Raw genomic sequence first — 25,610 nt, forward strand, 5'->3', positions numbered from 1 at the left:
TCTCTCCTTTAAATAAATGGTGATGCTTTTGTAAAAAACTGCTTAAAGTTTATAATAATATATTATCCTTTTTAATGCAACAAAAAACATGCCATTTTATGTTTATTGACCCTTTTTTTGTATAACAATGTTTTCAAGGCCTTCCTGCCGCCTTACAATAATTAAATCTACGGGTTCATAAATATGGCGGATCACGACTTTAAGCTGCTCGAGTATAGTTTCATCCGTGATTTCCTTCACAACGGGAGGTTCTCCAAGTACGACCTTTGTTATTCCCGTTTCGTTAACAAAGTTCCCTATACATTCCGAAACATCCTCGTCGCAGTAAAAATGTACCATTCCGCCCTTTTGCGACGCATAATTAAATAATTCTTCCAAAAGCTTCGGCGTTTCGCTGTTATTAAAAATGCTGTCGCCTTGCTGCACATGCAGTATATGTAATTCGCCGTCATTCAAATCGGCAACCCTTGCGCCTTCGTCTATAAGCCTTTTAGAATTGCACTGGGCCGTTATACAAACAAGTATTTTTTCTATCTTTTCATTTGTTTTAATAAAATTGTCCTCTATTTCCCTAATCATGCACTGCCTCCAATCTTAAACAAAAACAGCTCTCGTCAAACCTCATTTAAGGCGGATACAAAAATTGCCGTTTCCTTAAAAATAATTTTCAAGCCGTTATGCCTCATAGAAACCACCAAAACGCCAAAACGCGCTGCTTTCAAAAAGTTGTTTTTCCATGAGCGCTCTATATATGTAAATCGCCGAATTTTCTAAGTTTCATTACAAATATTATATAACTATTTACGTTAACATTGGTGACAAGTCTTTAAACAGAATATGAATAATATGTAAATGCAGACAAAGCCCGCTTTTTATACGTTTCAGCTTCTGTCATTGTTCAGGCAGGCGCGTACAAAATCCCTGAAAAGAGGATGCGGCCTGTTTGGCCTGGACTTAAATTCCGGATGGAACTGTACGCCTACAAACCATGGATGATCCGGTATTTCAACAATTTCAACAAGCTTTTCATTGGGCGAAAGTCCCGTTATTTTCATACCGGCTTCGGTAACTTCTTTCCTGTAAACATTATTAAATTCATACCTATGGCGGTGGCGTTCATAAATAAGTTCTTCTCCGTATGCATCGTATGCAAACGAGCCTTTTTCAAGCCTGCACGGATAAGCGCCAAGCCTCATCGTTCCCCCCATGTCTTCTATATCGCGCTGTTCGGGCATAATGTCTATAACGGGATGAGTTGTGTCTGGCTTAACCTCAGCTGTAAACGCGTCCTCGTATCCGAGCACATTCCTTGCAAATTCGATAACGGCGCACTGCATGCCAAGACATATGCCAAGGAACGGTATCTTATTCTCCCTTGCATATTTAATAGCCGTAATTTTGCCTTCAAGCCCCCTGTCGCCGAACCCGCCGGGAACAAGTATGCCGTCGCTGTCCTTAAAAGTTTCAAAGGCGTTGCTTTCGTCAAGATATTCGGCGTTAATCCATTGTATGTTAACGTCTGCTCCGTTAAATATGCCGGCATGATGAAGCGATTCCACAATAGAAAGGTAAGCGTCATGGAGCTCAACATATTTGCCCACAAGCGCTATATTAACTGTTTTATCCATGCTGCGCTCTCTTTCAAGCACGGCCATCCAGTCGTTAAGATCCGGAGTCCTGTCTTCAAGGCCGAGTTTACGGCATACGGCCCTCGCAAGGCCTTCCTCTTCAAGCATAAGCGGAATTTCATAAAGGCTTTCAGCGTCAAGGTTTTGAATTATGCAGTCCTCTTCGACATTGCAGAAAAGCGAAAGCTTGCTTTTCATGCCCTGGCTTAATTCCTGTTCCGTCCTTAAAACAAGCATATCTGGCTGTATTCCGATTGAAAGGAGTTCTTTCACAGAATGTTGTGTCGGCTTTGTTTTAAGCTCCCCTCCCTTTGAAAGGTAAGGTATGAGCGTGACGTGTATATACATACAATTTTCTTTGCCTATTTCCCTTGAAACCTGACGTATGGCCTCAAGGAACGGATGGCTTTCAATATCGCCGACAGTACCGCCTATTTCCGTTATTACAATATCCGGAGAATCAACTTTTCCCGCCCTGAAAACCCTCTCTTTAATTTCGTTTGTAATGTGCGGTATAACCTGAACCGTAGCGCCGAGGTATTCGCCTTTGCGTTCTTTATTAAGAACAGACCAATATACCTTGCCTGTCGTTGTATTGCTGTTTATATTCAGATTTTCGTCAATAAACCTTTCGTAATGTCCAAGGTCAAGATCCGTTTCCGCGCCGTCCTCCGTGACAAAAACCTCTCCATGCTGGTAAGGGCTCATCGTTCCGGGGTCAAGGTTAATATATGGGTCAAACTTCTGGATAGTAACCTTATACCCGCGGGCTTTAAGAAGCCTTCCGAGGGATGCGGCGGTTATGCCTTTCCCAAGCCCGCTCACAACTCCTCCTGTTACAAAAACATACTTAGTACGCATTTTAAAATCCTCCCAAAATCTTTTCTAAAAGCCATATCGCCGTATAAAATAATAAACCGAACAACTGATTTAAAACATGCCGCCTTAAAAGTGCCTCCCGCCGCCGCCGATAAACAATACCGCTTCGCCGACCCGCATAAAACGGCGCGCAATAAAAAACGCGGCGCCGCACAAGCAAATTCCGTTTAAGAAAATCAGCATACATAAATATATTTTCTTAAACGGAATTTGTGGCGGCGTTCCCACCAAAAAATTAAACAGCCGCCATAAATATAAAGTTCCGTAAAAACGGTAATTTTATAAGCGCGTTAAATTTTCAAAAGGCCGCCGATAAACGCCTACTTTTATATAATATTATCATATTTTTCTGTTTTCCTCAACAAAAATAGCGTCGGATTTTAATTAAAATATATTTTGAATTTTGTTAGCTTTTTAAAAGACTGCATGCAGTTAAGTTGCAGGAGAAGTTAATTTTTTGTTTTTAACGGCGTCCAAAACAAGGCCCTGACGTGAAAACGCTGTTTTTGTAATCCAAACGAGCCTGTCCGTATTTTATAATATGCCGTTAATCTTTTCGGAATTAATATTATCCTCCATGCTTTTTATAATCTTCCTGCAAATATCCTCAAATTTCGACGGCTCTTTGAAATAAGGGCTGAGTTCTTTAAAAAGTATGTTTTTAATAGATTTATTTCCACTGTATGTTTCATTAATTTTATTGTACAAAATAGGAATAATATAAAAAAACTCATTTTCAACAGCATAAGTTAATGCCTTAATCCCATTCTCCGCACTTGTGTCATAAAATAAAAAATCATAAATTTGCCATGACTTTTCATTATTTTCAATAATCCATTCTGTAAATCTCCAAAATTCTTCCATTCTTATATATTTCATATTTTCCATACTCATAACTCCCATTTCATTTATTAAATACATTAACAACAATAATATTATATTGCATTATTATACGCATAATAATTATCAACTCCTGTACCCATCAGTACAAAGTTATGCAAATTTTATAATATTGTTATAATAAACTCATTAAGATATATCTGTTATAAATTGCACAACTTAGAAATTTTGATATGAAACAACTATTTCATCCCATATACGGCCGCTAAATTCTTCGTGAAATAAATCGGCAATATAAGAAATAATATCCGCCGTAAATAAAAAACTTTTGATTTCAAAATTTCTTTGCAAATTTTAAAAAATATGTTGATTTTTAACCGATTTAATGGTATATTGGATACGCTTAATTTTACGATCCATAGCGTTAAAGTTATAAAAGCGGCATTACAGACATCTATACTGTAATGCCGCTTTTACTTTTTCCCGATATCCGATAATTTATATCGAATACACAATAAACGCCGATACTGCCGCCGTTTCCGCGGTTTTAACCGTTTTCCCCAACTTCCGCTAACGTTAGGCGGCTTTCCGTTTCGGATTAAAATTAACGTAATGGAAACAAACCGAAAATATTTCCGGTTAAGAATATGAGATATAAACATTACGGCTTCGAGTATAAAAACCGCTTTGTTTTTATAAAATTAAAAGCCGCGATATAGTTTCATACGCCAAATTACGCTTAAAACTATATACGCGGCCTGATCATTTATTGGGCGCTGTATTCCTGTATTTCTATATTTTCAATTACTATATCCTCAAGCGGTTTATCAGTTTTATCAGTTTCAACCGACGCAATAGCGTCTACAACGTCCATGCCTTCATAAACTTGGCCGAATACAGTGTATCCGTAATCCAAATCCGGCGAACCGCCTACCTCCTCATATTTAGCTTTTACAGCGTCGTCATAGTTCGTCCTCAATATTTTTCCCGTATTTGAGTTATATAAAAGATCATTCCCGCCGTATTGTTCAACAACCTGATTTACATAATCAAAATAACCTTCGGTAATATCTTTTTTCTGCTCAATAAAAAATTGGCTGCCGTTTGTATCCGCGCCGCTGTTGGCCATAGACAGCGCGCCGCGGAAATGATACAGTTTTGATGAAAATTCATCCTCAAATTTTCCTCCGAAAGCGCTTTCGCCGCCCGTACCGTCGCCGTCCGGATCGCCGCCCTGTATCATAAAGTCGTTAATAACCCTGTGGAATATAACTCCGTCGTAGTATCCGCTTTCCGCAAGGCTTATAAAGTTCTCAACGGCTTTCGGCGCTTCTTCAGGGAAGAACCGTACTTTTATATCGCCTTTATTTGTTTTGATTACGGCAATCGTTTCCCCGTCGACCATGTCCGAAAACTGCGGCATGTCCGCCGTTGTCGTTAAAAGATCATTCTTAAATTCGTCATATTCTGCATCAACTTCGGCGTCAATATCCTCTTTTTCCTTGTCAGTTGCGGCATTTTCTTCCTGAACGCCCGTTTCAGCGTTTCCGCCCTCAGCCGTTTTGTCTGTTGAGCAGGCTGTAAACGCCATTACGCACATTGCTGCCAAACAAATAAATTTTTTCATCAATCAATCCTCCAAACCTTATTGCTAACATTGATAAATTCTAACTTGCCGCGGCATGGTTTGTCAAACACATTTTGTTAAAGTATATTACATATTTCTTAAAATTACTTAATTTCCATGATTCTATTCATTTTTCGGCGCATATTCCCTTATAATATTCATCACGTTTTCAACTCCGTTTGTCTGGCCGCTTTTATCCATATTGGCCCTAATGGAGTTTCTGTCGGCATAAAGGGATCTTATTCCTTCGGCAAGGCTTTTTTCACTCATTTTTTCTTCTTCGAGCACAACGGCAAACCCTTGTTTTTCAAAGCTCTTTGCATTTAAAATCTGATCCCCTCTGCTTGCCGAGGCCGAAAGCGGTATTAAAAGCGCCGGCTTTTTAAGGGCAAGGAATTCAGATATGGAATTTGAACCGGCTCTTGACACAACAATATCGGCCGCCGCAAAAATATGCGGCAGTTCTCCCGAAACATATTCAAACTGTTTGTATCCGGCAAGCTGCATTTTCGTTTTATCTAAGTTGCCTTTCCCGCATATATGCACAAGTTGGAAATTTTTTAATATTTCGTCAAGACAGCCTCTCAGGCAGTTATTTATCTTAACGGCTCCAAGGCTTCCGCCCATCATCATCACAACGGGTTTGGAATTATTAAATCCGCATATCTCAAGCCCCTTTTGCCTGTCGCCCTTGAAAAGCCCTTCTCTTATGGGTGTTCCCGTGTTTACGCCTTTTCCGCCTTTAATATATTTAACCGTTTCCGGAAATGTGGTGCACACCTTTTTTGCAAAAGGCATTGCAATCTTATTGGCAAGGCCGGGGGTTATATCGCTTTCATGTATTATAACAGGTATGTTGTTAAGCTTCGCGCCAAGAACTACGGGCACGGCGACAAACCCGCCTTTTGAAAAAACAATATCGGGTTTTATCTTTTTTATTATGGCTCTCGCTTCCGCCACGCCTTTTGTAACTTTGAAAATATCCGTTATATTTTCCTTTGAAACATATCGGCGCAGTTTGCCTGACGACACGCTGAAATACTCAATCCCCTCTTTTGAAATGAGCTCCTTTTCAATGCCGCTTTTAGTGCCGATATATTTTATATCCCAGCCGTCTTTTAAAAGTTCTGGTATCAGCGCGATATTAGGCGTTACATGCCCGGCAGTGCCGCCGCCGGTTAAAACGATTGTTTTCATACAAATTCATCTCCAAAATAGTTTTTTATATATCAAAATACATCCCTGGACTTTCAATATACGGCTCTTATTCAACACATTTTCCTTCTGCCTTTTGCAAATATACTCTTAAACACGCCCATCAATATTATAAAATAACTTGTACGGGTAATCTTTTCAGTCTATCGGAATATAATTTATTAATACTAATTTATTATGCAGGGAGTGTTTAAATGTATCCATATAACACGGAAATGCCGATAAAAAAAGCGGGAAACGAAAATTTATTTGCTCAAAATTCAAATAACGACGAAAAACTTGCCGAACTTATGATTATGGCCATAGAGGAAGAGGCCAACGACGAACAAAAATATAAAGCTCTGGCCGCCGCCGCTGTCAAGGAAGAGGATGTAGAAATATTAAGGAGCATATTCCTTGACGAAAGCCGCCACAAAAAACTTCTCGGCGAAATATATGAAGAGCTTTACGGCGTTGTGCCTCAGGTTAAAGCAAAAGAATATAATTTTGAAGGCGCGGATCTTGCCGCGCAATACAATAAAAATATTCTATCCGAAGTTGAAGCGGCCCGGTTCTACAGGGATCTTGCAAATATGTTCACCGACCAGGAAATTATAAATACGATTATGTCAATACTTAACGATGAACAAAATCATTCCGTATTAAATGTGTACCTATTCCATAACAACCATTAATTGTGGATTATTTTGCATTTTAAATCCATATATGGTATACTTTCCTTGAAGCAATAATTTCAAGGAGGTATTTTTTATGGACGACTGTATTTTCTGCAAAATCATAGACGGGAAGATCCCTTCGGCAACAATACTTGAAAACAGCGAGTTTAAAGTTATACTCGACCGTTTTCCCGGCAATGAAGGCCATGTTCTCATACTCCCCAAAAAACATTACGCCAATATTTTCGAGATAGAACCCGAAACGGCCGGAAAGCTGTTCCAGCTTGCAGTCCTTATTTCAAGGGCAATGAAAGCTTCCCTTGGGTTTGAAAATATGAACGTAGTGCAGAATAACGGCCCTGTCGCCGGGCAGACTGTAAACCATTTCCATCTTCATTTAATCCCCAGGTATGAAGGAGACGGCGTAGATATTAAATGGAAACAGCTGGATCTCACAGACGAACAGATCGAAACAGTAAGAAAAACAATTTCAAACAAACTTTAAATCCACAGCCCCACGAAGCGCTTACGCCTTGCGGGGTTTTTACGTTCAAATATGAAGGCAGTTTTTGGCAAAAGAAAGGGTTTTAAAATTTTGCCCTATGTTTTCCGCTATATATTTTTCAAGTATTGCCCTCAGCTCCACGTTAATTTCTTTTGAAACATTAAAAGCAAATATTTTCCGGCCGCTGTTTCCCATAACATATGTTAAAGCAAGGAAAGTGCCCCTTAATATCGGAACAGCCCCCAAAACTTTTTTCCCGCACTCTCCGCATATAATCCCTCCGTTTGAAGGGCTGAAATAATATACGTCTTTGAATTGTCCCATGCATCTTAAACATTTCCCGTAAAAACCTATAAAACCGCCCAGCTGAAGAAGTTTTATTTCAAATATGCTGACGGCAAGCAGTACGTCGTATCCTGTTTTTTCAATTACGGAAAGGGTCCTTAAAAGCAGTTTCAGCACTTCGCGGCTTTCCGTGCCTTCAAAATGCGTCCTCTCCGTAAGTTCCAGCAAGTATGTGCAGAAAGACAGTTTAATAATATCGTTTCTCAAATCATAAAAACTTTCTATAACGTCGGCCTGGGTAACGGAATAAAACCCTTTGCCTTCATAAACGACAAAGCTGCTGTAGCAAAAAAGCTGAGAAGATGCGGCAAGCTTACTCCTTACGTTCTTGGCGCCTTTGACGTTAAGCGTTAATTTCCCCATTTCTTCCGTAAGAACGACGATACGCTTGCTGCTTTCGCCTGAAATATATTCTTTTAAAACAATCCCTTTTACTTTTTCAACGCTCATATTTTAAATCCTTTTAGGATCGTAACCGAAATTTTTAAGCATAAAATCGCTGTCGCGCCAGTCCTTTTTAACTTTAACCCAAAGCTGGAGGTTAATTTCCGAGCCTAAAAGCGCCGATATATCCTGCCTTGCCCTTATCCCGATCTTTTTTAACATCGCGCCCTGCTTCCCGATTATAATGCCTTTATGGCTTTCCCTTTCGCAATATATCGTAGCTTCCACGTCGACAAGATTCTTGTCGGAACGCTTTTTCATGGAATAAATTTCCACAGCTATGCCGTGCGGTATTTCATCCTGTAAAAGTCTTAAAGCTTTTTCCCTTATTATTTCCGAAGCAATCTGGCGTTCCGGCTGATCAGTAACCATGTCGTCGGGAAAATATTTCGGCCCTTCCGGAAGGTATTTTTTTATAACTTCCAAAAGCCTGTCAGTATTGTCGCCTTCCTTTGCGGAAACAGGCACTATTTCGGCAAATCCGTAAATCTTCCTGTACATATCCGTAATAGACAAAATACTGCTTTTATCTACAGCGTCTATTTTATTTATAACGAGTATAACAGGCGTTTTAATCCCCTTGAAACGTTCTATAACGGCCGCGTCGCTTTCAAACGCCTTTTCGTCCGGCTCGACAAGCATCAAAACGGCGTCAACCTCGTTAAAAGTAGTTTCCGCCGCCTTTACCATATAATTCCCCAGTTTATGTTTAGGCTTATGTATCCCGGGCGTATCGATAAATATAACTTGGAAGTCGTCCTTTGTAAGTATGGACTGTATCCTGTTTCTCGTTGTCTGCGGCTTAGGCGAAACTATGGCTATTTTCTCGCCGATAAGCCTGTTCATAAGTGTCGATTTGCCTACATTCGGCCTTCCGACAAGCGAAACAAATCCAGAAAAAAATTTTTCTTTTGCCAATATTATTGTTCTCCTCTCAAATCAACATATTTCATCAAATTTCATCCGTATGCTTTTAAAATCCTCCCACACCGGACGTTTTTTAAGTTCATCCCTTAAAACGGCCGACGGGTGGAATGTTGCCATCATCCAAACGCCCTTTCGCTGTATCCATCTTCCGCGATCCTTTGTAATTTTAAAATCCCTGTCTATTATGGCTTTTGCGGCGATACGCCCGAGGCATATTATTATTTTCGGCTTTATAAGCGCCGTTTGATACCTTAAATAATTAATACATGCCTGCTGTTCTTCTTCCCTTGGATCGCGGTTATTCGGAGGCCTGCATTTAACTATATTTGCAACATAAACTTCATCAGGGGCAAACCCGGCCGCTACAAGCAGTTTGTCAAACAACTGCCCGGCAGGGCCGACAAAAGGCCTGCCCTGCAAATCCTCCTGCTCTCCCGGCCCCTCTCCTATAAACATAATTTCGGACTGTCTGCTTCCCCTGTCGATAACAACATTATGGCGCCCCTGAGAAAGGCCGCAGCGATAACAGTTCAAGCACCATTCTTCCAGCTGTTCCCAGCTCTTTTCAGACATAAATACCACCTTTTCCGTTACAGTGCGAAAGAATTAGGCAAAAGGCTTTTAACCGTATATTCTTTAACAGCGCCGTTTTTGTCTTTTAGTATAATACTTCCTTCAGGCATAAATTCCACCAAAACCTGCCTGCAAATGCCGCATGGGAACGTCAGATCCCCCGCGGACGATACAACCGCAATTTTTAAAAATTCCCTTTCACCTTCGGAAACGGCTTTAAACACAGCCGTCCTTTCGGCACAGTTTGTCGCCCCATAGGACGCGTTTTCTATATTGCATCCGGTATATATCCCGCCTTTTCCGGTAAGAACCGCCGCCCCAACCTTAAAATTTGAATACGGCGAATATGAGTTTTCCATCGCCTTTTCGGCCGCTTTAATTAAGCCTTCATTATCCAATAAAATCACTCCAGAGTATATTCAATATTATCAGGGAAAACGCATATCCATGTTTTTCCTTTGTTTAATTTTAATACGTTCCCCTTTTCATCATACCACCTTGTCGGAGAAGAGAAGCTGTCTTTCTCCCATGTAATATTTCTTGCCTTACCGTTTGTAATAAACATGCCCGCGCCGCTTCCGACAAGCTCTACGCCGCGCCTACCGGCGTCGTCTCCGGCTATTGCCCATGTTTTTGCATTTTGTATTATTATGTTCTTAACCTTTATCTGTTCTCCCGTCAGTTCGTCAATCTGAGGTTCGCCGCTTTGGAAACGGCTGTAAACCCTTTCCTGCGGATCATATAAAAATCCGCTTATCTGATAGCTTGAATACGGAAGGCTCACACTAGCGGCGTTGACGGCCTCGCCTGTAAGCTGCGTTTCGCTTTCGTAGAAAGAAAACATGCCGGGATAGTTTTCATCAAGATATTTCCTGTATCCCTTCTCTTCCGCTTCTTTCTTTATGTTCCCGGCGCTTGTATACGAACTGTGTTCGTACATTCCCGGCATACCGGCACGCTCGCTGTCACGCCAAAACGCGCCGCTTACCATTCCGTCAATATTTTCAACGCCCCTGTTTTTTATTGCGGCATACCCTGTTTCACTTCCGCCATGGTGCACAAAAACAGCATCGCTGTCCAAGGCAAAGCATGTAAAATATTCCCTTGCGCTTCTTACCGGGCCTATCTTTTCAGCGTCAAAGTCTTGAAAAACAGCCGTTATCCTTGTAATTTCACCCTCGGCAAGAACTTCATAATATATATCGGCCTGCCCTATCCCGCTCTGCGGCAAAGCCTTATGAAGATTATTTATAACAACGGCAAACGGCCTCAGCCTTGCGGTCTCTTTATCAATATATTCTCCCGTGAACGGGCTTTCAGCCATTGATTCATACGGATCCGCTTCCTCGGTAGGTTCTGCTTCCTCTTTTTTATCATAAATGTTTTCGCTCTGAAGTTCCGCGCTTTCTTCAGGCTTATCGTTTCCGCAAGCCACAAAAGAAAGCGCCGCCATGCATGCAAGCATTATAAAAAATCTGCGCATTCAGCCACTCCTTTTTATCTTCCGATGCCCATAGCGTCTAATATCTCCCTTTGCTTGGAAAACATTATTTCCTCGTCTTTTTTTTCCATATGGTCGTATCCAAGAAGATGAAGCATACTGTGGGCTGTCAAAAAGGCAAGTTCCCGCGTAAGGCTGTGGCCGTATTCTTCCGCCTGTGCCGCCGCACGCCCTATTGATATAATAATATCGCCGAGCATTATTTCTCCGTTTTCGTTCAGTTCAGGCCTCTCACCGTCATTAAACGACAAAAGCGGGAAACTTAAAACGTCCGTTTCCTTGTCTATTCCCCTGTAATACTTATTTATATCCCGCATTTCCCCGCCGTTTACTATAGAAAGGCTTATTTCGCAATTCGTATCAAACCCTTCGTATTCAAGGCACTTTAAAGCCGTGTCGTTAAACAACTTTTCGTATTCATCCGTTAGCTCCCAATCTGCCCTGTTATCAATTAAAAGCGTCATCATACACTTCCTTTCCCCTCATCGTCGTTTTTTTCTTTCGCTTTCTGTTCGCGCCTTGTCCTTTCAATATCTTCCTCCTTAGGATATGCCACGCGTTCATGGTACATGCCGTTAAACACTTTCATAAATGATTTTTTAATCGTTTCCAATTCCTTCAAGTCAAGACGACAGTCGTTAAGCTGCCCATCGTTAAGCTTGTCCTTAAAAAGCGTGTCTATTATCTTTTCTATATCCTTAGGCGATCCGCCCGCCGAAGCCGTGCTTCTGACAGCCGCTTCAACCGTATCGGCAAGCATAACTATCGCCGATTCCTTAAACTGCGGTATCGGCCCTGGGTATCTGAAATCTTCTTCCCTTGTTTCAATATTATTTTTTTCCTTAGCCGATTTCATATAGAAATATTTAACGAGGGTTGTGCCCTGATGCTGGCTTATTATATCTATAATTACGTTTGGCAGCCTGTTTTTCTTTGCCATTTCAATTCCGTCGGAAACATGTTTTATTATCATTTTTGCACTTATATAAGGATCCAGCCTGTCGTGTATGTTTTCTCCGAACTGGTTTTCGCTGAAATACAGCGGGTTATTCAGCTTTCCTATATCATGGTAATAAGCGCCTACCCTTGCAAGCTCGCCGTCGCAGAATATATCGTATGCGGCCGCTTCGGCCAAATTTGCCACAACAAGGCAGTGGTGGTATGTTCCCGGGGTTTCAAGCATAAGCCTCTTTATAAGTTCGTTATTTGGATTTGCAAGTTCCATCAGCCTGTATTTCGTATCAACGCCGAATATCCCTTCCCAAATCGGCATGCTCCCTACAACGACAATAACCGTCGCTATTCCGCATACGCCGGCCCACAGGCTTTTTTCAACTAACGGCGCGCCTGTTTCTTTATAGAAGAAAAGCCCTACGGCCATATAAACGGCCATGTGCACAATTCCCATAGCTCCCGAAACAATAAGTATCCTCGACCTTTTATTTGTATACTGCATAAGTATCGCCCCGAAACTTCCAGTTATAAGGCTGTAAACGAGAAAATCCGCCCCGCCGTTAAATATAAAAAGCGACGATATCGACATAAATATATTTAAAATTATGGCGGTCTTTGTTTTTGAAAGAAGGGCCATAAGCATTGCAAAAAGCGAAACCGGTATAAAATAGAAATTATTAAGATCAGCCATTATCCTTATAACGGCAACCGAAAGCATGTATATTGTAAAAATCACCGTTATATTTTTACTGTTAGCAAGGAATTTCTTTTGTTGGGTAACCATATAAAAATATATGGCTATAAATCCCGTTAATACAATGCCTATACTTCCGATAAAAGGCATAACGCTTCCCGAATAGCTGTTATTTATAAGGCCGAGATCCGTCAAAAGCACAAAAGCTTCTTCCGTCACGACTTCGCCCTCGTCTATTATCTTCTGGTTTTTTCGTACAATAACAGGCTCGACTTCATCATATTTTTTCTGCTTAGCCGCCTCTGTCGCTTCTTCATCTATTACGAGGTTCGGTTTTAAAACGGCGCGGCACAAGTCCTTGCCGAAATCCTTCAGGCTTTCCTGCCATAGCGTACCGTCGATAACGGCGTCTGTCTGCGCCTCAACCTTTTCAATCGTTTCGTCCGTTATCCTTTGTTCAAATCCGAATTTCACGGCATTTTTGACGTCCTCCTTAAACTGCTCCTTGCCTGCCGCCGTCAATATATAATAGCTTTCGGCTTCTTCAGCCGTCACCGCAATAGGTATATTAAGCAAAAATTCAAGGTCAAATTTAAGATATCCGCCTAAATCTTCCTCACTTTCGCCGCCGTTTTCCTCTTCCATTTTCTTCTGCGCTTCGGCCTCCATGTCCGAAAGGGTTTTATTGAAATCGCTGAAAAAAAGTTCAAGTTCTTCCATTGCGCTTTCTTCCACATCCGGATCATGCTTATAAAGAAAACTTATTTCTTCGGTCGCTTTTTCCCTGAGCCTGTTTGTAGCCACGGTGTTTTCTATATCCCTTGTAGAAACATACCGCCGCCCCGCTATATCGCCTACTTCAAGTATTTCGGTATCGGATATATAAGATCCGGTTATTATAGCGAACACCGTAGCTGCAAACGCCGTTATAAACATTATATAATAAACAGCCGTGCCGCCGTTTTTCATTTTTGGAAATTTTAAAGGTTTTTCCACTGTATCACTTCCGTTTTCCCCTTATAAAAATATGCTTCGCCTGTATTTCTCTTTCATTTTTCTTTCTGTCGCGGCGTGCGTCGGCTTTTTCATACGCCGCTATGATTTTTTGTACAAGCGGGTGTCTTACAACGTCTTTATTTGTAAGAGTAATCATAGAAATCCCGTCAATGCCGTTTAATATTTTTGTCGCCTCAAAAAGCCCGCTCTTTTTGCCTTCTCCCAAGTCAATCTGAGTAATATCGCCCGTTATAACGGCTTTTGAACCGTATCCAATCCTTGTAAGGAACATCTTCATCTGCTCCGGCGTCGTGTTCTGCGCTTCGTCAAGAACTATAAACGCATTGTCAAGGGTACGCCCTCTCATATATGCCAGCGGAGCGACTTCAATCAAGCCTTTTTCCATATTCGCCTGAAATTTTTCGGCGCCCATAATTTCATAAAGCGCGTCGTAAAGCGGCCTCAAATACGGATCTACTTTCTGCTGCAAATCTCCCGGCAAAAATCCCAGCTTTTCACCCGCTTCAATAGCCGGGCGCGTAAGTATAATCCTGTTTACTTCATTATTTTTAAACGCGGTTATTGCCATTGCCATTGCAAGATATGTCTTGCCTGTTCCGGCGGGGCCTATGCCGAAAATAACAGTGTTGTTCCTAATCATATCGACATAAGTTTTCTGTCCGAGCGTTTTCGGCCTTAACGGCCTTCCGTTAGTTGTAAGGCATATGACGTCGTCATATATCTTTCCGACTTCCCCGATTTTTTCTTCCGCCGAAAGATCAATCAAATACTGAAGGTTCTGTTCCGTTATGTCCTCTTTCTTTTTCGCAATATCAATAAGGCCGTTTATAACTTTAACGGCATTGTCGGCGCTTTTTGCATCTCCTGAGATTTTAACAATATCGCCGCGGTTTACAACGGCAACGCCGAATGCTTTTTCAATTTTTTTGATATTTGAATCATATTGGCCGAACACGCCCGATATATATTCATTCTCAATAGCCACTATTTTCTCCGTCCGCTCCATTTATAATTTCGTCACCTCTTAAATCTTCTAATGGGATTTCTTTTCCTACAGGTTCGGAAACCGTAAGTTCAATTTCGGCTTTCAGGCTCTCTCCCGTATTGAAAAAATTTATTTCTTCGTTTTCTATGTTTCCCCCGTTAAAAATATATTCTTCTTTAATTTTATTAACTTCTTCATAAATGATATTCTTTGCCTCTTCTTCTGTTCTTTCCAAATCCTCCTCGTAAAATTCAGCATATTCAACAGTTTCAAATTTAAAAGGCAGTATATAGTCGCCGATTTTAAATTCCTTCGTATCCTTTCCGGTTTCTTCATAGCTTACGAAATCAACGTCCGCGCTTATACCGTTAATCTTGTAGCCGCCTATAATAAGGCTCCTATTTTTTTCTTTTTTTCCTGTAAAAACTTTTTCGGTATATTTCAAAGGAGCTTCCCTTTCAAAAGAATATGTACTGCGGCCGTAAATTTCGGCGATACTCCTTACATATTTTTTCCCCACTTCCAAATCGGCGTCTTTAATAACAAGCTCGCCGCTGACAAGCAAATCCCCTTCCTCAATAACGTCGCCCTCTTTAACTAAAGGAGCGCCCGATGAAACGGAAATGCTTTCAATAACGCAGTTCTTTGAAGCGGCTATATTGCTTGGCGTTTCAAGGTCTTTTATTTCCGTTTCCGGTATACTTTCAACGACAGTAACGGTAACCTTTGTGCCTTCCGTCGTTATTGCAACCCATGAAATATCTTTAAAATTTGTTATAAGCTTTTTTGTTATGTTTTCTATATCCGCCCTGCTTTTAAGGCTTCCCGGACTTAAACCCATGTCGCTGCAAAAAGAGAGTATATCTTCGCTTTTTACCCTTTCATTTCCTTTAACGTCAACCGTCCATACAAAAGACGACATCACGTAAAGAAGGGTTACAAATACAAATATACCGGCGGTATACGCCTTGCGCCGTTTGCTTTTATCCATAACAAACGGCATACCGTGTTTTTCTAGTATTTTATATCTGCATCTTGTCTTTTGGGAACATTCCTTCAAATTTCTGAAGCCGTTAAGGCTTACGCTCATTATAACCGCCGTGCCGTCATGGTGCAGATCCCAAATATAAATTCCCCTGAGAGCCGCCAAATTTATAAACCTTTCTACAGAAAATCCCGATACTCTTATAATAACATATCCCCTTAAATAATTCCACAAGGTAAGAAACATATTATTCCCCCTGTCAGTTAATATATTGCACAGCCGTAAAAGTTCCCATAAGCGTTATGCTTTCAGGAAGTATGCTTTTAAGGAAAAGACCGCGGCCTTCGATCTTAAGCACGCCTATTCCCGTGCTTATCCTTACGGTTTCGTCGCTGTATTCAATTATGCCCTTATAATTTTCTATAAAAAGTTCTTCCCTTCCCAGTATAGTTATAAGCGGTAAATTTAATATAGATTCTTTCGGAAGTTCCATAGCTTCGGCAAAAGTCCTTTTTATCCCCCTACCCAAATATATTCCCCCTTAAAAACATGAAAACGGCCGTTTCAAGTTTTAATAATCCTATAAATGCAAAGCCTGCCTGTCAACGGAAATCAAATATATTTAATAAATAAACCATACTATGCCCGTTATGACAAAACATATTAAAATAGGCACTACTTTTATAAATATGCCGCAGAGAATATATAAATGATATAAAAAAGCCCCTGTATAAACAGGGGCGCTTCTCATGAAAAAAATTAAATTTCATGTATATAAACCTTTATTTTATTGTCCGTGGGCTGAATTTTATAAAACTCCGATAAAAACAAATATATAAAACCTTTTTATTTCCATATGTTTTCAAGATTTATGCACATATAAAAATACGGCGGAAATACCGCCGTATAAAATAAAATTCCAAATATATTATGCCAATATCATTTTTGTAAGGTCAATAGGATCAACAATAACGCCGTCTTTATAAACGCGCATATTTCCGGACGCTATTTCGTCAATAAGAATAACTTCGCCGTTATAGTAGCCGAATTCAAGCTTAATATCATAAAGGTCAAGCCCTTTTTCCGCAAGAGTATCTTTGATAATAGCGCATATTTCTTTTGTTTCGGCAACAACGGAATTAAACTGTTCGCCTGTCATAATTCCAAGCGCTTCCAAGCCTTCCTTTGTAATAAGCGGATCTCCCCTGCCGTCGTCCTTGCATGTAACTTCGACATATGCGTTTAAAGGAGCGCCTTCATCTATATAATTGCCGTAACGGCGTATAAAACTTCCCGTAGCTTTAAAACGGCAGATAATTTCAAGCCCTTTGCCGAACACCTTTGCCGGAAGCGCTTCCATTGCGGACGCTTCGACGTCGGCGCTTACATAATGCGTTTTAATGCCGGCTTTTTTAAGTATCTCAAAAAAGTATACGCTTGTTTTTAAATTTTCACGGCCTATGCCCTCTATTGATAATCCGACAGTATTTGCCCCCGGATCAAAAACGCCGTTTTCACCTGTCACGTCGTCCTTGAACAAAAGCCTGAAATTGCCGTTATCTAATTTATAAACGTCTTTGGTTTTCCCCTGATACACTTTTTCCATTTAAGAACCTCCTAATATTAGATTTATATTCAGTATATCATCTAAAATACGACATTGTCCATATTTTACAAATAAGAAATTCCATATGCCGGAAAAAAGTTTGTTTTCCAAAGCCTGTCCCCGCCATATATTTTTGAAAATCCAAGCCGCTCTTTTCAAACTATCCCCTGTAAAAATATGTTTATATCTCTCATATAGCTCAGGTTTGCAATGGCACAAACGTCTTGCAAGGAAAAAGTTTCGGCATTTCGTCGTTGCATATAATTGCCGCCGGAGCCGCTGCGCCTGTGTCTATGCGACTCGAACAGCAAAAAATCTTTCCTTATAAGGCCGTAAAGTTTTAAACGGCAACGGCGGCGTAAGGACAAGGCACGGATGCAACGACGCCGCTAACCATGCGTCAAGCGGTTTTAACGCGGCTCTTATACCGTTGCCGTCGTGTGAAAGCATGCGTGCCCTTTGCAGACAGAAGTTATATTGTGTTTAAAAATAACTTACTTTGTGAACTTCTTATAATTGACAAACAAATCCAATTTAACTTCGGCGCACAAGGAATATCCTTTTATATCATGAAACGTATGCTCCGCAAATTAATAAAAATTTAAAAAGGCCGCATATTCTATAAAAATGCGGCCTTCATTCACTGTATCTTAAAATTAATACAATATTCTTTTCATTTTATTTCCCGTCAAGAACGGCCCTTGAAATAACAACCTTATGTATTTCGCTTGTTCCTTCATATATTTCGGTTATTTTTGCGTCGCGGTACATCCTCTCAAGCGGATAGTCTTTCATAAATCCGTACCCGCCATGTATCTGCAATGCCAGGTTTGTAACAAAGCGGGCGTTTTCGGCGGCGTTGTATTTTGCCATGGCCGCAATCTTAGTGTGGTTCTGCCCGGTACTTTTAAGATATGCGGCATAATATACAAGCCATTTTGCCGCTTCCGTTTTTGTAGCCATGTCGGCAATGTACCACTGAAGCCCCTGCAACGAAGCTATAGGCTTTCCGAACTGCACCCTTTCATGCATATATTTGACAGAAAGATCCAATGCGCCTTCCGCAATTCCCAACGCCTGAGCCGCAACGCCGATCCTTGCGCCGTCAAGCGCCGTCATGGCTATATTAAATCCTTTTCCTTCGCGTCCCACAAGATTTTCTTTAGGCACACGGCAGTTATCAAATATAAGTTCCGCCGTTTCACTTGCGCATATGCCGAGCTTATCCTCTATTTTTCCTATGGAAAATCCTGGCATACCTTTTTCCACAATAATGCACGACAGCCCTTTAAGCCCTTTCGACGGATCTGTGAGGGCAAATATAAGCAGATATTTTGCCTGACTTCCTCCCGAAATAAAACATTTTGTACCGTTTAAAACATACTCCCCGGCGCTTTCGTCAAATATTGCCGTTGTTTTTGCACTTCCGGCGTCGCTTCCGGCATTCGGCTCCGTAAGGGCAAATGCGCCCAGAGCGCCGCCGTTTGTTACTTCCGGAAGATATTTCTTTTTCTGATCTTCATTCCCGAACTTCATTATGACGGATGCAAATATTGTATGTATCGATAATATAGCCGCCGTTGCAGCGCATTTTTTTGCTATTTCGGATACCACAATAACTTTTTCAACATCGCCGCACCCGCTCCCACCGTATTCTTTCGGCGTGCCTATGCCCGTAAAGCCTGCCTTCGCCATTTTTTCAAACGTGTCTGCCGGGAACTTTCCTGTCCTGTCAATTTCAGCCGCTATTGGTTCAACTTCGTTTTCTGCAAATTTTGCGGCAAGCTTTTGAAGCATTGTCTGCTGTGGCGTTAAACTAAAGTCCATAAGTAAACCTCCTCTTAAAATATGCCTGTTACAACATGTTGCAAAAGTCCCCGATACTCATTTATTTATATCTAAATCCGTCCCGCTTGAATACGCGGGCAGAAATTCCCTCTAATCAGAGTTCAAACCTTTTTGAAATTGTATTGAAGTTCTTATGTTTATAATTAAGCAGATATCCTGTAGCCTGTCCGCCCGTTCTTCCGGACGCTTCAATATAATCGTCTATAAACTTTTCGGAAATAAGCCCCATATCCCCCATGAAGCCTATAGTTTCTGTATCGCCGTGTTCCGCGGCATTTTTAATTATTTCATATTCACGCCTTAAAAGATATGCCTTATAAACTTCCCTTGCCTGCTTTTTAAGCCCTATTGGGTATTTAAGCCTGTATATAGCCATGTTCCGCCTGCTTGCCTGCTTTTTAAGTTTTTTAAAAAGGCTGTCGTATTCCTCCCAGTTTATATTCCTGCCCTCAATTTTTAAAGCAAACTTCACGGCGCAGGGTTCAGCGGCAACATACAGATACGGCGCTTTAATCCCCTTTATTAAATACTCAATGGTTTCAAGGTTGTTGCACTCATAAAAAACCTTTAAATTGAACTTTCTGAGGCTTTGAGGTATAACAACTGTTTCAAGGTTCCCGCACATTTCAAAAGCGCGTTCTTCCATATATAAAAGCCCATGGCCGAACTCAACCCTCTCAGCGCCGCTGCATACGGAAAACGCCCCGCGTTCCACACGTTTAAGAGATTTCGGAAGGTAAAGCCGTTTTATCCTCCTGCACCTCGAAAACGCATAGCTTCCAATGCTTTCTACACCCTGAGGTATTTCCATTATCTCTATATTGCGGCATTTTCCGAAAGTCCACGCCGCTATCTCTTTCATTCCTCTCGGAAGGCGTATGCTCCTTATCTCAACACAGCCTATAAACGCTCCTTCTCCCAAGCTCCTAAGACTTTTAGGCAGCTCAATCATCCTAATGCTTTTACATTCCCTGAAAGCCCAACTACCGATTTCCTTAAGGCCGTCCGAAAGGAACACGTCTTCAAGATTTCCGCACGCCTCAAAACATTGACTGCCTATTGTCCTGGTACAGGCGGAAACAGTTATCTTCCTAAGCCTGCTGCATACGGAAAACGCGCCTTTTCCGATTTTTGTAACGCTTTCGTTAAAATATACTTCCTCAACGGCCGTACAGAACGAAAAAGCCGTATCGCCTATAGATTTTTTCCCGCCGCCGAAATTTATTTCAGCAAGCGACGTACACCACGAGAAAGATTTATCCCCTATTTTTTTAAGGCTGTCTGGAAACGAAACTTTTTTTATGCCGCCGCATCCCAGAAACGCGCCTTCGCCTATCTCTTTAAGCCCCTCAAAGAAAATTATTTCCGACAGGTTCTCGCATTTTGAAAAAGCGTAGCTGTCTATGGATTTCACCGTTTTCGGAACAACGGCCCTTTTTATTTCCGGCCGCCCATAGAACGCCCCCGCGCCGATTTTTGCAACGGCCGTTCCTTCAAATTCCTCCGGAATACAAATTTCCTCGGCGGCCTCTCCTAAAAAACCGACGACCGTATATCCGTTTTTTTCCTTTTTATATAAAAATTCCATAATCAATCATCCCTGTTTAAGGCTTTCAAGCGCGGAAATTTCTTTCATAATATCCTTCTGCCGTTCATAAAACAGCATATCCTTATTATTTTCAAAATATTTCTCCGCCCCGTATTTGCTTATAAACTTCGCACTGTAAAAATTTGAAGTCATTTCCGTAACAAGCAGAAGCATCTCGTGCCCCTTTGCAAAGACGTCCTCTACAAATACAAACATATTGTCCGCCATGGCCTTTGTTTTTTCAATGCCGTTTTCCATAGCTTTAACCTCGCCGTCGAACTCTGCTTTTATAAAATCAAAGCCTTTTTTATTATCTTTTTCCCCTTTTTGGATAAGATTGAGGCAATACCCCTCAACAGCCGTCAAAGCGCGGCGCAGAGTTTCCTCCCGCTCCCTTGAAATTAAGGATTTGTTATGTTTTATATCAAAATCCGCTTTTCTTGCGTCGACTATTTCTTTTAATATTTCTGTTAATGTACAGCCGTCGCTTTTGTTTCCTATAGAAGCTTTAACGCCTTTAAGTACGCCGTAAAGTTCAGTTATATAGTCGTCGTCCGCAAGGTTTTCCTTCATACGGTCGGTTACTGCTCCGATTAAAAGCCCTATAAGCGTTACCCTTTCATCAAAACGGGCCTCTTTCGCCCTTTCCTTAACTTCGTCAGTATACTTTCCTTCAAGTATATCGATAACTTTGTAATCAGATTTGTATTTATTATATAGGTCGTAATAAACCGAAAAATCTTTTGCAATAGCCTTGTGCTGGACATATTGAAGGCACAGCCCCTCGTTTACTTCTATTCCGAGTTCTTCATACAGGGATATCATTTCGGACAAATCTTCCCAGCCCCTTGCAGTTACAAACGCTTTCCCGTCCACAGTGCTTTCAACGGAATAGAAATTATCCTTCTTAATTTCAAGATAAGTTATTACAGAACCGTGAAGCCCTTTTTTCACGGCATATTCCTTCCAAACCCCGTAATCGGGTTCAACGTCTATTTTTTTAACGCGGTCAAGCGTTACAACGTCAAACTCCCTTACGGACTTGTTATATTCAGGCGGATTTCCGGCCGTAACGATAACCCAGCCGTCCGGTATCCTGTTGTTTCCAAAAGTCTTGTACTGTAAAAACTGCAGCATTGCAGGCGAGAGCGTTTCGGAAATGCAGTTGATTTCGTCAAGGAAAAGTATGCCTTCCTTTAATCCTGTTTCCTCCATATAATTATAAATAGAAGAAACGATTTCGCTCATTGTATATTCCGAAACGGAATATTCCTTGCCGCCGTATATTTTCTTTTCTATATACGGAAGCCCTATAGCGCTTTGACGCGTATGATGCGTCATCGAATATGACACAAGCCCTATATTCAGCTTTTGGGCCGCCTGTTCCATAATCGCCGTTTTGCCTATGCCCGGCGCCCCTATTATCAAAAGCGGCCTCTGCCTTACAACAGGTATGCGGTATTGGCCGTATTTGTCCTTGACAAGATACGCCCTAACCGAATTTTCAACTTCCTTAAACGCTTCTTTTATGTTCATTTTAACTCCTCCGCCAGTTTGTCTTTTTCCAAAACAAGCTTAATCGCCCATGCCGGCGTTTTAGGCCGTTCCGTATCATACCCGAGATAAATAAACGCCGCTTCAAACGGCGGCTTTTTTTCGGGATATATGCCGTACCCGTCGGTAAAATAAATAAGCCCTTTAAACTTTTTAAACTCCTTAGCTTCTATAAGTTCGCAGACCCTTTTAAAAACAGGCCTGAAATCCGTTCCTCCGAAACCCTTCAGTTTCATGTTTCGTATATATTTATCAAATTCATCTTTATTTGTAATCAGCGTTTCTTCCTCAATTTTATCGTCGCATTGGATTATGCGCATATTTATTTTTTTGAAAAAACTTTCTTCGCACATCAGTATCGAATAAGTTTTTTCAAGGAATTTTTGTACAAGCTCGCCTTTAACGCTGCCCGATGTGTCTATAGCGACAACAAAATCGCATATTTTTTCAGTGTCTTTATATTCAAGCGGCTCTACAAGCGGCATATTCCCGTATTTTGTAAGCCCGTATGTATAGTAAATATAGTCAAACTCCTCATCGTTTATAAGCAGATCCTCGCCCCTTACGGAAAACTTCCGTAAAAATTCCCTGTAATCGTATTTATCACGGTTCAGTTCTTTAAGGCTTTGCGTAATGTCTTTCGCCCCGTCCTGATCCTTCGAAACAGTTTCGAGATCAACGTCGAGCTTCCTGCTTATTTCCTCCCATTCCTTCATAAGCTCGTCTATATCCACCGGCTGCCGGTTTTCTTCACCGCCGCTTTCAGGCGGTTCCACTTCGTCGTCAGGCCACCAAAGCCCGTGGTTGTCGCGGTAAAAATAGTCCCTTATTTTTTCCGCCTCGTCATTGCCATAGTTTTTATCCAAAAAATACCTGTAAATCCTCTCGGCGGTAAACGGCTTTATCTCGCTTCTCAGCATGTTAAGCATTTTGTCCTGATACTGCACGCCGTTACATTCAAGTTCCGGCGAATTCATTTGGCTCAGTATGTTCTCAACGGCAATATCGGCCGAAATATTCCAAAGCTCCCTATTCACATCAGGCGAAACAAACATATGGCGGAATATACAGTGAAGTACAGCATGCATATAGGCTCTGTTCAGCGCCTGCGGCTCTTTTTGATATTCCTCGATAACATACTGGCTGCAAAAATAAAGCCTTTGCCCGTTTGTGGCCAGCTGAAAAATAAGATCCTCATTTAAAACGTCAAGCCTTCCGATAGCAGTGTCAAGAAACCTGAAATTTACAAGCATCCTGCTTTTTGTAATGTTAAGTATATCCTTTGCAACGCTGTCAAGCCTCCGTTTTATTTCCGCAATATCAAACTTTTCCGCCATAAACTCACCTCTTTAATCAGTATACCATAAAATAGCAAAAACTTATATATAGTTTTTCCCGTCAAATAAATTATTCATCACATTGCACAAACGGCAAAATAAAAAGGCGGGATTTCCCGCCTCAAACTGTTAAAAAATATTTCCGACAGTTCAATATACATCTTTATATTCTTATGCTACATGTTTTTATGCCTTGAAAAATATTCCCTGCTTTCCTTAACAACCACACCGCTTAAAGCTATCAGCGCTATAAGGTTAGGAAACGCCATAAGCCCGTTAAATATATCCGCTATATTCCAAACGGCCTCAACTGTCATATACGGCCCTATAAACACACAGAAAATATACAGCCACCTGAAATAAGGTATCGGTTTCCGGCTTCCTTTCGCAAGATATTCAAGGCACCTTTCGGAATAATAATCCCAACCGAGTATTGTAGTAAACGCAAAAAATACAAGGCACAGCATAAGTATAAACGCCGCAATCTGCGGTGAAAACGGAAGTCCGTTTTGGAAAGCGTATGTAGTTACCTCAACGCCCTCAAGACCTTCTACTTTCCACGCTCCCGTCACAACTATGGATATACCGGTCATTGTACATATAACAATCGTATCAATAAATGTGCCTGTCATCGACACAAGCCCTTGGCGGACAGGCTCCTTTGTCTGTGCCGCCGCCGCGGCTATAGGCGCGGAACCAAGCCCGGCCTCATTTGAGAATATGCCTCGCGCGATGCCTTTTTGCATTGCTACAGTAATGCTTCCGACTATACCGCCGGTTACGGCCGCCGGGTTAAAGGCGCCCTTAACTATTTCAACAATAGCTCCGGGAACGGCAGTTATGTTTGTTACGACAAGCAAAAGCGCCGATAATATGTACACAGCCGCCATGAACGGAACTATAACCTGCGACACGCTTGCGATCCTTTTAATGCCGCCTATAACTACAAGAGCGACGCATAACGTAACCAGAAGCCCGGCTATAACAACTGAAATCGAATAATCCCTTCCGATTATATTTACAGTATGCAGCGACTGAGGATCAAAAAAGTTATTTACGGCGGAAGAAATTCCATTAACCTGTGTAAACGTACCTATACCCATAAGACCGACGCAAAGTCCGAAAACGGCAAATATCTTTGCCAGCCAAGACCACTGTTTTCCCATTCCCCTTTCAATATAATAGAACGGCCCGCCCAGCGCATGTCCCGTTTCATCCAACACACGGTACTTAACTGCCAGTACGCCCTCGGAAAATTTAGTGGCCATTCCGAAAAACGCCGCTACGACCATCCAAAAAAGCGCTCCCGGCCCTCCCGCGCAAACAGCGGTTGCAACGCCAACTATATTTCCCGTTCCGATAGTTGCGGAAAGAGCCGTACAAAGCGCGCCGAAACTGCTGACTTCGCCCTCGCCGTCGTTTTCGTTGATAAACATGTATTTAAGCGCCCGAGGCAGGTGGAACACCTGCAAAAGTCCAAGCCTTGCCGTAAGCATAATGCCGACAGCCAATATAAATACGATAAGCGGCAGGCCCCAAACCCATCCGTCAACAACAATTATTGCCTGATTAATTTTTTCAAACATACTTTCAATCCTTCCCCTATTAAAATAAAATAAGCCGTGGCACATATGCCGACGGCGTCCGGAGAAAAGACAAAACAAGTATTTGCATACTCTGTCCTTTTGCCTGAGAGATCAGCGTCAAAAACGCATTACACCTTCGGCGTCCGTAATCGGAACTCTCCAGAGAGCCCTTGCCCGCAAACGATACTGTTTGTGTGACAAAGTCATTTGTTCATATTTTTTACTAAAATAAAATACCATATATCCCCGTAATATACAATACTTTTTTATTTATTTATTGTTCATTTTATCATACAATGGCCCTGATTTTTTTCCG

The 25,610-nt window shown here is 41.4% G+C and carries 23 protein-coding genes and 1 riboswitch; of the genes, 2 read left to right on the forward strand and 21 right to left on the reverse strand.

The window, feature by feature from the left end; all coding sequences use genetic code 11:
- Positions 1–102: 102 nt before the first annotated feature.
- From NE664_01365 to NE664_01385, 5 genes are all read right to left on the reverse strand, one after another.
- A complete protein-coding gene (locus NE664_01365; GenBank protein MCQ4725312.1) occupies positions 103–579 on the reverse strand; it encodes a hypothetical protein in 477 nt (158 codons plus the stop codon).
- Positions 580–881: 302 nt separating this feature from the next.
- Entirely contained in the window at positions 882–2,489 is a 1,608-nt protein-coding gene (locus NE664_01370; GenBank protein ID MCQ4725313.1) for a CTP synthase, read from the reverse strand.
- A 552-nt stretch (positions 2,490–3,041) separates the two neighbouring features.
- A complete protein-coding gene (locus NE664_01375) occupies positions 3,042–3,395 on the reverse strand; it encodes a hypothetical protein (protein ID MCQ4725314.1) in 354 nt (117 codons plus the stop codon).
- A gap of 718 nt (positions 3,396–4,113) precedes the next feature.
- Positions 4,114–4,974, reverse strand: coding sequence for a peptidylprolyl isomerase (locus NE664_01380; GenBank protein MCQ4725315.1), 861 nt, complete (start codon positions 4,972–4,974; stop codon positions 4,114–4,116).
- 123 nt (positions 4,975–5,097) lie between these two features.
- On the reverse strand, positions 5,098–6,171 hold the full coding sequence (locus tag NE664_01385) for an undecaprenyldiphospho-muramoylpentapeptide beta-N-acetylglucosaminyltransferase (protein ID MCQ4725316.1): 1,074 nt from the start codon (positions 6,169–6,171) through the stop codon (positions 5,098–5,100).
- A gap of 212 nt (positions 6,172–6,383) precedes the next feature.
- Here NE664_01385 and NE664_01390 point away from each other — a divergent pair, with 212 nt between their 5' ends.
- Positions 6,384–6,863: a ferritin-like domain-containing protein gene (locus NE664_01390; GenBank protein MCQ4725317.1), complete on the forward strand. Its 480-nt coding sequence runs from the start codon at positions 6,384–6,386 to the stop codon at positions 6,861–6,863.
- Between the two features lie 76 nt (positions 6,864–6,939).
- Entirely contained in the window at positions 6,940–7,350 is a 411-nt protein-coding gene (locus tag NE664_01395) for an HIT family protein (protein ID MCQ4725318.1), read from the forward strand.
- Between the two features lie 45 nt (positions 7,351–7,395).
- Here NE664_01395 and recO read toward each other — a convergent pair whose 3' ends face one another.
- The 16 genes from recO to NE664_01475 form a co-directional block, all read right to left on the reverse strand.
- On the reverse strand, positions 7,396–8,145 hold the full coding sequence (recO, locus tag NE664_01400) for a DNA repair protein RecO (protein ID MCQ4725319.1): 750 nt from the start codon (positions 8,143–8,145) through the stop codon (positions 7,396–7,398).
- Positions 8,146–8,148: 3 nt separating this feature from the next.
- On the reverse strand, positions 8,149–9,057 hold the full coding sequence (gene era, locus NE664_01405; GenBank protein MCQ4725320.1) for a GTPase Era: 909 nt from the start codon (positions 9,055–9,057) through the stop codon (positions 8,149–8,151).
- Positions 9,058–9,078: 21 nt separating this feature from the next.
- Complete coding sequence (locus NE664_01410) at positions 9,079–9,639, reverse strand: uracil-DNA glycosylase (GenBank protein MCQ4725321.1); 561 nt, start codon at positions 9,637–9,639, stop codon at positions 9,079–9,081.
- Positions 9,640–9,656: 17 nt separating this feature from the next.
- Positions 9,657–10,037 (reverse strand): cytidine deaminase, encoded by a 381-nt coding sequence (gene cdd / locus NE664_01415; protein ID MCQ4725322.1) that lies wholly within the window; start codon positions 10,035–10,037, stop codon positions 9,657–9,659.
- Between the two features lie 5 nt (positions 10,038–10,042).
- The gene (locus tag NE664_01420; protein MCQ4725323.1) at positions 10,043–11,122 is read right to left on the reverse strand and encodes a DUF3048 domain-containing protein; all 1,080 of its coding nucleotides are present in this window, start codon (positions 11,120–11,122) and stop codon (positions 10,043–10,045) included.
- A 14-nt stretch (positions 11,123–11,136) separates the two neighbouring features.
- On the reverse strand, positions 11,137–11,607 hold the full coding sequence (gene ybeY, locus NE664_01425; protein ID MCQ4725324.1) for an rRNA maturation RNase YbeY: 471 nt from the start codon (positions 11,605–11,607) through the stop codon (positions 11,137–11,139).
- Positions 11,604–13,784: an HDIG domain-containing protein gene (locus NE664_01430; GenBank protein ID MCQ4725325.1), complete on the reverse strand. Its 2,181-nt coding sequence runs from the start codon at positions 13,782–13,784 to the stop codon at positions 11,604–11,606. Before NE664_01430 ends, ybeY begins: the two co-directional genes overlap by 4 nt.
- A 4-nt stretch (positions 13,785–13,788) precedes the next feature.
- Positions 13,789–14,811 carry a PhoH family protein gene (locus tag NE664_01435; protein MCQ4725326.1) on the reverse strand — a complete coding sequence of 341 codons (1,023 nt, stop codon included), beginning with the start codon at positions 14,809–14,811 and terminating at the stop codon, positions 13,789–13,791.
- Positions 14,780–16,021: a sporulation protein YqfD gene (yqfD, locus tag NE664_01440; GenBank protein MCQ4725327.1), complete on the reverse strand. Its 1,242-nt coding sequence runs from the start codon at positions 16,019–16,021 to the stop codon at positions 14,780–14,782. Before yqfD ends, NE664_01435 begins: the two co-directional genes overlap by 32 nt.
- 13 nt (positions 16,022–16,034) lie before the next feature.
- The gene (gene yqfC, locus NE664_01445) at positions 16,035–16,304 is read right to left on the reverse strand and encodes a sporulation protein YqfC (protein MCQ4725328.1); all 270 of its coding nucleotides are present in this window, start codon (positions 16,302–16,304) and stop codon (positions 16,035–16,037) included.
- Between the two features lie 399 nt (positions 16,305–16,703).
- Complete coding sequence (locus NE664_01450) at positions 16,704–17,381, reverse strand: phosphoribosylaminoimidazolesuccinocarboxamide synthase (protein ID MCQ4725329.1); 678 nt, start codon at positions 17,379–17,381, stop codon at positions 16,704–16,706.
- Between the two features lie 678 nt (positions 17,382–18,059).
- Positions 18,060–19,208 (reverse strand): acyl-CoA dehydrogenase family protein, encoded by a 1,149-nt coding sequence (locus NE664_01455; protein MCQ4725330.1) that lies wholly within the window; start codon positions 19,206–19,208, stop codon positions 18,060–18,062.
- 115 nt (positions 19,209–19,323) lie between these two features.
- A complete protein-coding gene (locus NE664_01460; GenBank protein MCQ4725331.1) occupies positions 19,324–20,817 on the reverse strand; it encodes a leucine-rich repeat domain-containing protein in 1,494 nt (497 codons plus the stop codon).
- A 6-nt stretch (positions 20,818–20,823) separates the two neighbouring features.
- Positions 20,824–22,353: an AAA family ATPase gene (locus tag NE664_01465; protein MCQ4725332.1), complete on the reverse strand. Its 1,530-nt coding sequence runs from the start codon at positions 22,351–22,353 to the stop codon at positions 20,824–20,826.
- The gene (locus NE664_01470) at positions 22,350–23,708 is read right to left on the reverse strand and encodes a VWA-like domain-containing protein (GenBank protein ID MCQ4725333.1); all 1,359 of its coding nucleotides are present in this window, start codon (positions 23,706–23,708) and stop codon (positions 22,350–22,352) included. The genes NE664_01465 and NE664_01470 overlap by 4 nt, the downstream gene beginning before the upstream one ends.
- A 176-nt stretch (positions 23,709–23,884) precedes the next feature.
- A complete protein-coding gene (locus NE664_01475) occupies positions 23,885–25,294 on the reverse strand; it encodes a sodium:alanine symporter family protein (protein ID MCQ4725334.1) in 1,410 nt (469 codons plus the stop codon).
- Positions 25,295–25,375: 81 nt separating this feature from the next.
- A riboswitch (glycine riboswitch) is annotated at positions 25,376–25,467 on the reverse strand.
- Between the last annotated feature and the right edge of the window lie 143 nt (positions 25,468–25,610).

The organism is Anaerotignum faecicola (genome assembly GCA_024460105.1).
Taxonomy (GTDB): domain Bacteria; phylum Bacillota; class Clostridia; order Lachnospirales; family Anaerotignaceae; genus JANFXS01.

Excerpts from the sequence above, each read along its gene's own strand:
- NE664_01365 (MCQ4725312.1), bottom strand. The coding sequence starts at position 579 with ATGATTAGGGAAATAGAGGACAATTTTATTAAAACAAATGAAAAGATA.
- NE664_01370 (MCQ4725313.1), bottom strand. The coding sequence starts at position 2,489 with ATGCGTACTAAGTATGTTTTTGTAACAGGAGGAGTTGTGAGCGGGCTT.
- NE664_01375 (MCQ4725314.1), bottom strand. The coding sequence starts at position 3,395 with ATGGAAAATATGAAATATATAAGAATGGAAGAATTTTGGAGATTTACA.
- NE664_01380 (MCQ4725315.1), bottom strand. The coding sequence starts at position 4,974 with ATGAAAAAATTTATTTGTTTGGCAGCAATGTGCGTAATGGCGTTTACA.
- NE664_01385 (MCQ4725316.1), bottom strand. The coding sequence starts at position 6,171 with ATGAAAACAATCGTTTTAACCGGCGGCGGCACTGCCGGGCATGTAACG.
- NE664_01390 (MCQ4725317.1), top strand. The coding sequence starts at position 6,384 with ATGTATCCATATAACACGGAAATGCCGATAAAAAAAGCGGGAAACGAA.
- NE664_01395 (MCQ4725318.1), top strand. The coding sequence starts at position 6,940 with ATGGACGACTGTATTTTCTGCAAAATCATAGACGGGAAGATCCCTTCG.
- recO (MCQ4725319.1), bottom strand. The coding sequence starts at position 8,145 with ATGAGCGTTGAAAAAGTAAAAGGGATTGTTTTAAAAGAATATATTTCA.
- NE664_01410 (MCQ4725321.1), bottom strand. The coding sequence starts at position 9,639 with ATGTCTGAAAAGAGCTGGGAACAGCTGGAAGAATGGTGCTTGAACTGT.
- NE664_01420 (MCQ4725323.1), bottom strand. The coding sequence starts at position 11,122 with ATGCGCAGATTTTTTATAATGCTTGCATGCATGGCGGCGCTTTCTTTT.
- ybeY (MCQ4725324.1), bottom strand. The coding sequence starts at position 11,607 with ATGATGACGCTTTTAATTGATAACAGGGCAGATTGGGAGCTAACGGAT.
- NE664_01435 (MCQ4725326.1), bottom strand. The coding sequence starts at position 14,811 with ATGGAGCGGACGGAGAAAATAGTGGCTATTGAGAATGAATATATATCG.
- yqfD (MCQ4725327.1), bottom strand. The coding sequence starts at position 16,021 with ATGTTTCTTACCTTGTGGAATTATTTAAGGGGATATGTTATTATAAGA.
- NE664_01450 (MCQ4725329.1), bottom strand. The coding sequence starts at position 17,381 with ATGGAAAAAGTGTATCAGGGGAAAACCAAAGACGTTTATAAATTAGAT.
- NE664_01455 (MCQ4725330.1), bottom strand. The coding sequence starts at position 19,208 with ATGGACTTTAGTTTAACGCCACAGCAGACAATGCTTCAAAAGCTTGCC.
- NE664_01460 (MCQ4725331.1), bottom strand. The coding sequence starts at position 20,817 with ATGGAATTTTTATATAAAAAGGAAAAAAACGGATATACGGTCGTCGGT.
- NE664_01465 (MCQ4725332.1), bottom strand. The coding sequence starts at position 22,353 with ATGAACATAAAAGAAGCGTTTAAGGAAGTTGAAAATTCGGTTAGGGCG.
- NE664_01470 (MCQ4725333.1), bottom strand. The coding sequence starts at position 23,708 with ATGGCGGAAAAGTTTGATATTGCGGAAATAAAACGGAGGCTTGACAGC.
- NE664_01475 (MCQ4725334.1), bottom strand. The coding sequence starts at position 25,294 with ATGTTTGAAAAAATTAATCAGGCAATAATTGTTGTTGACGGATGGGTT.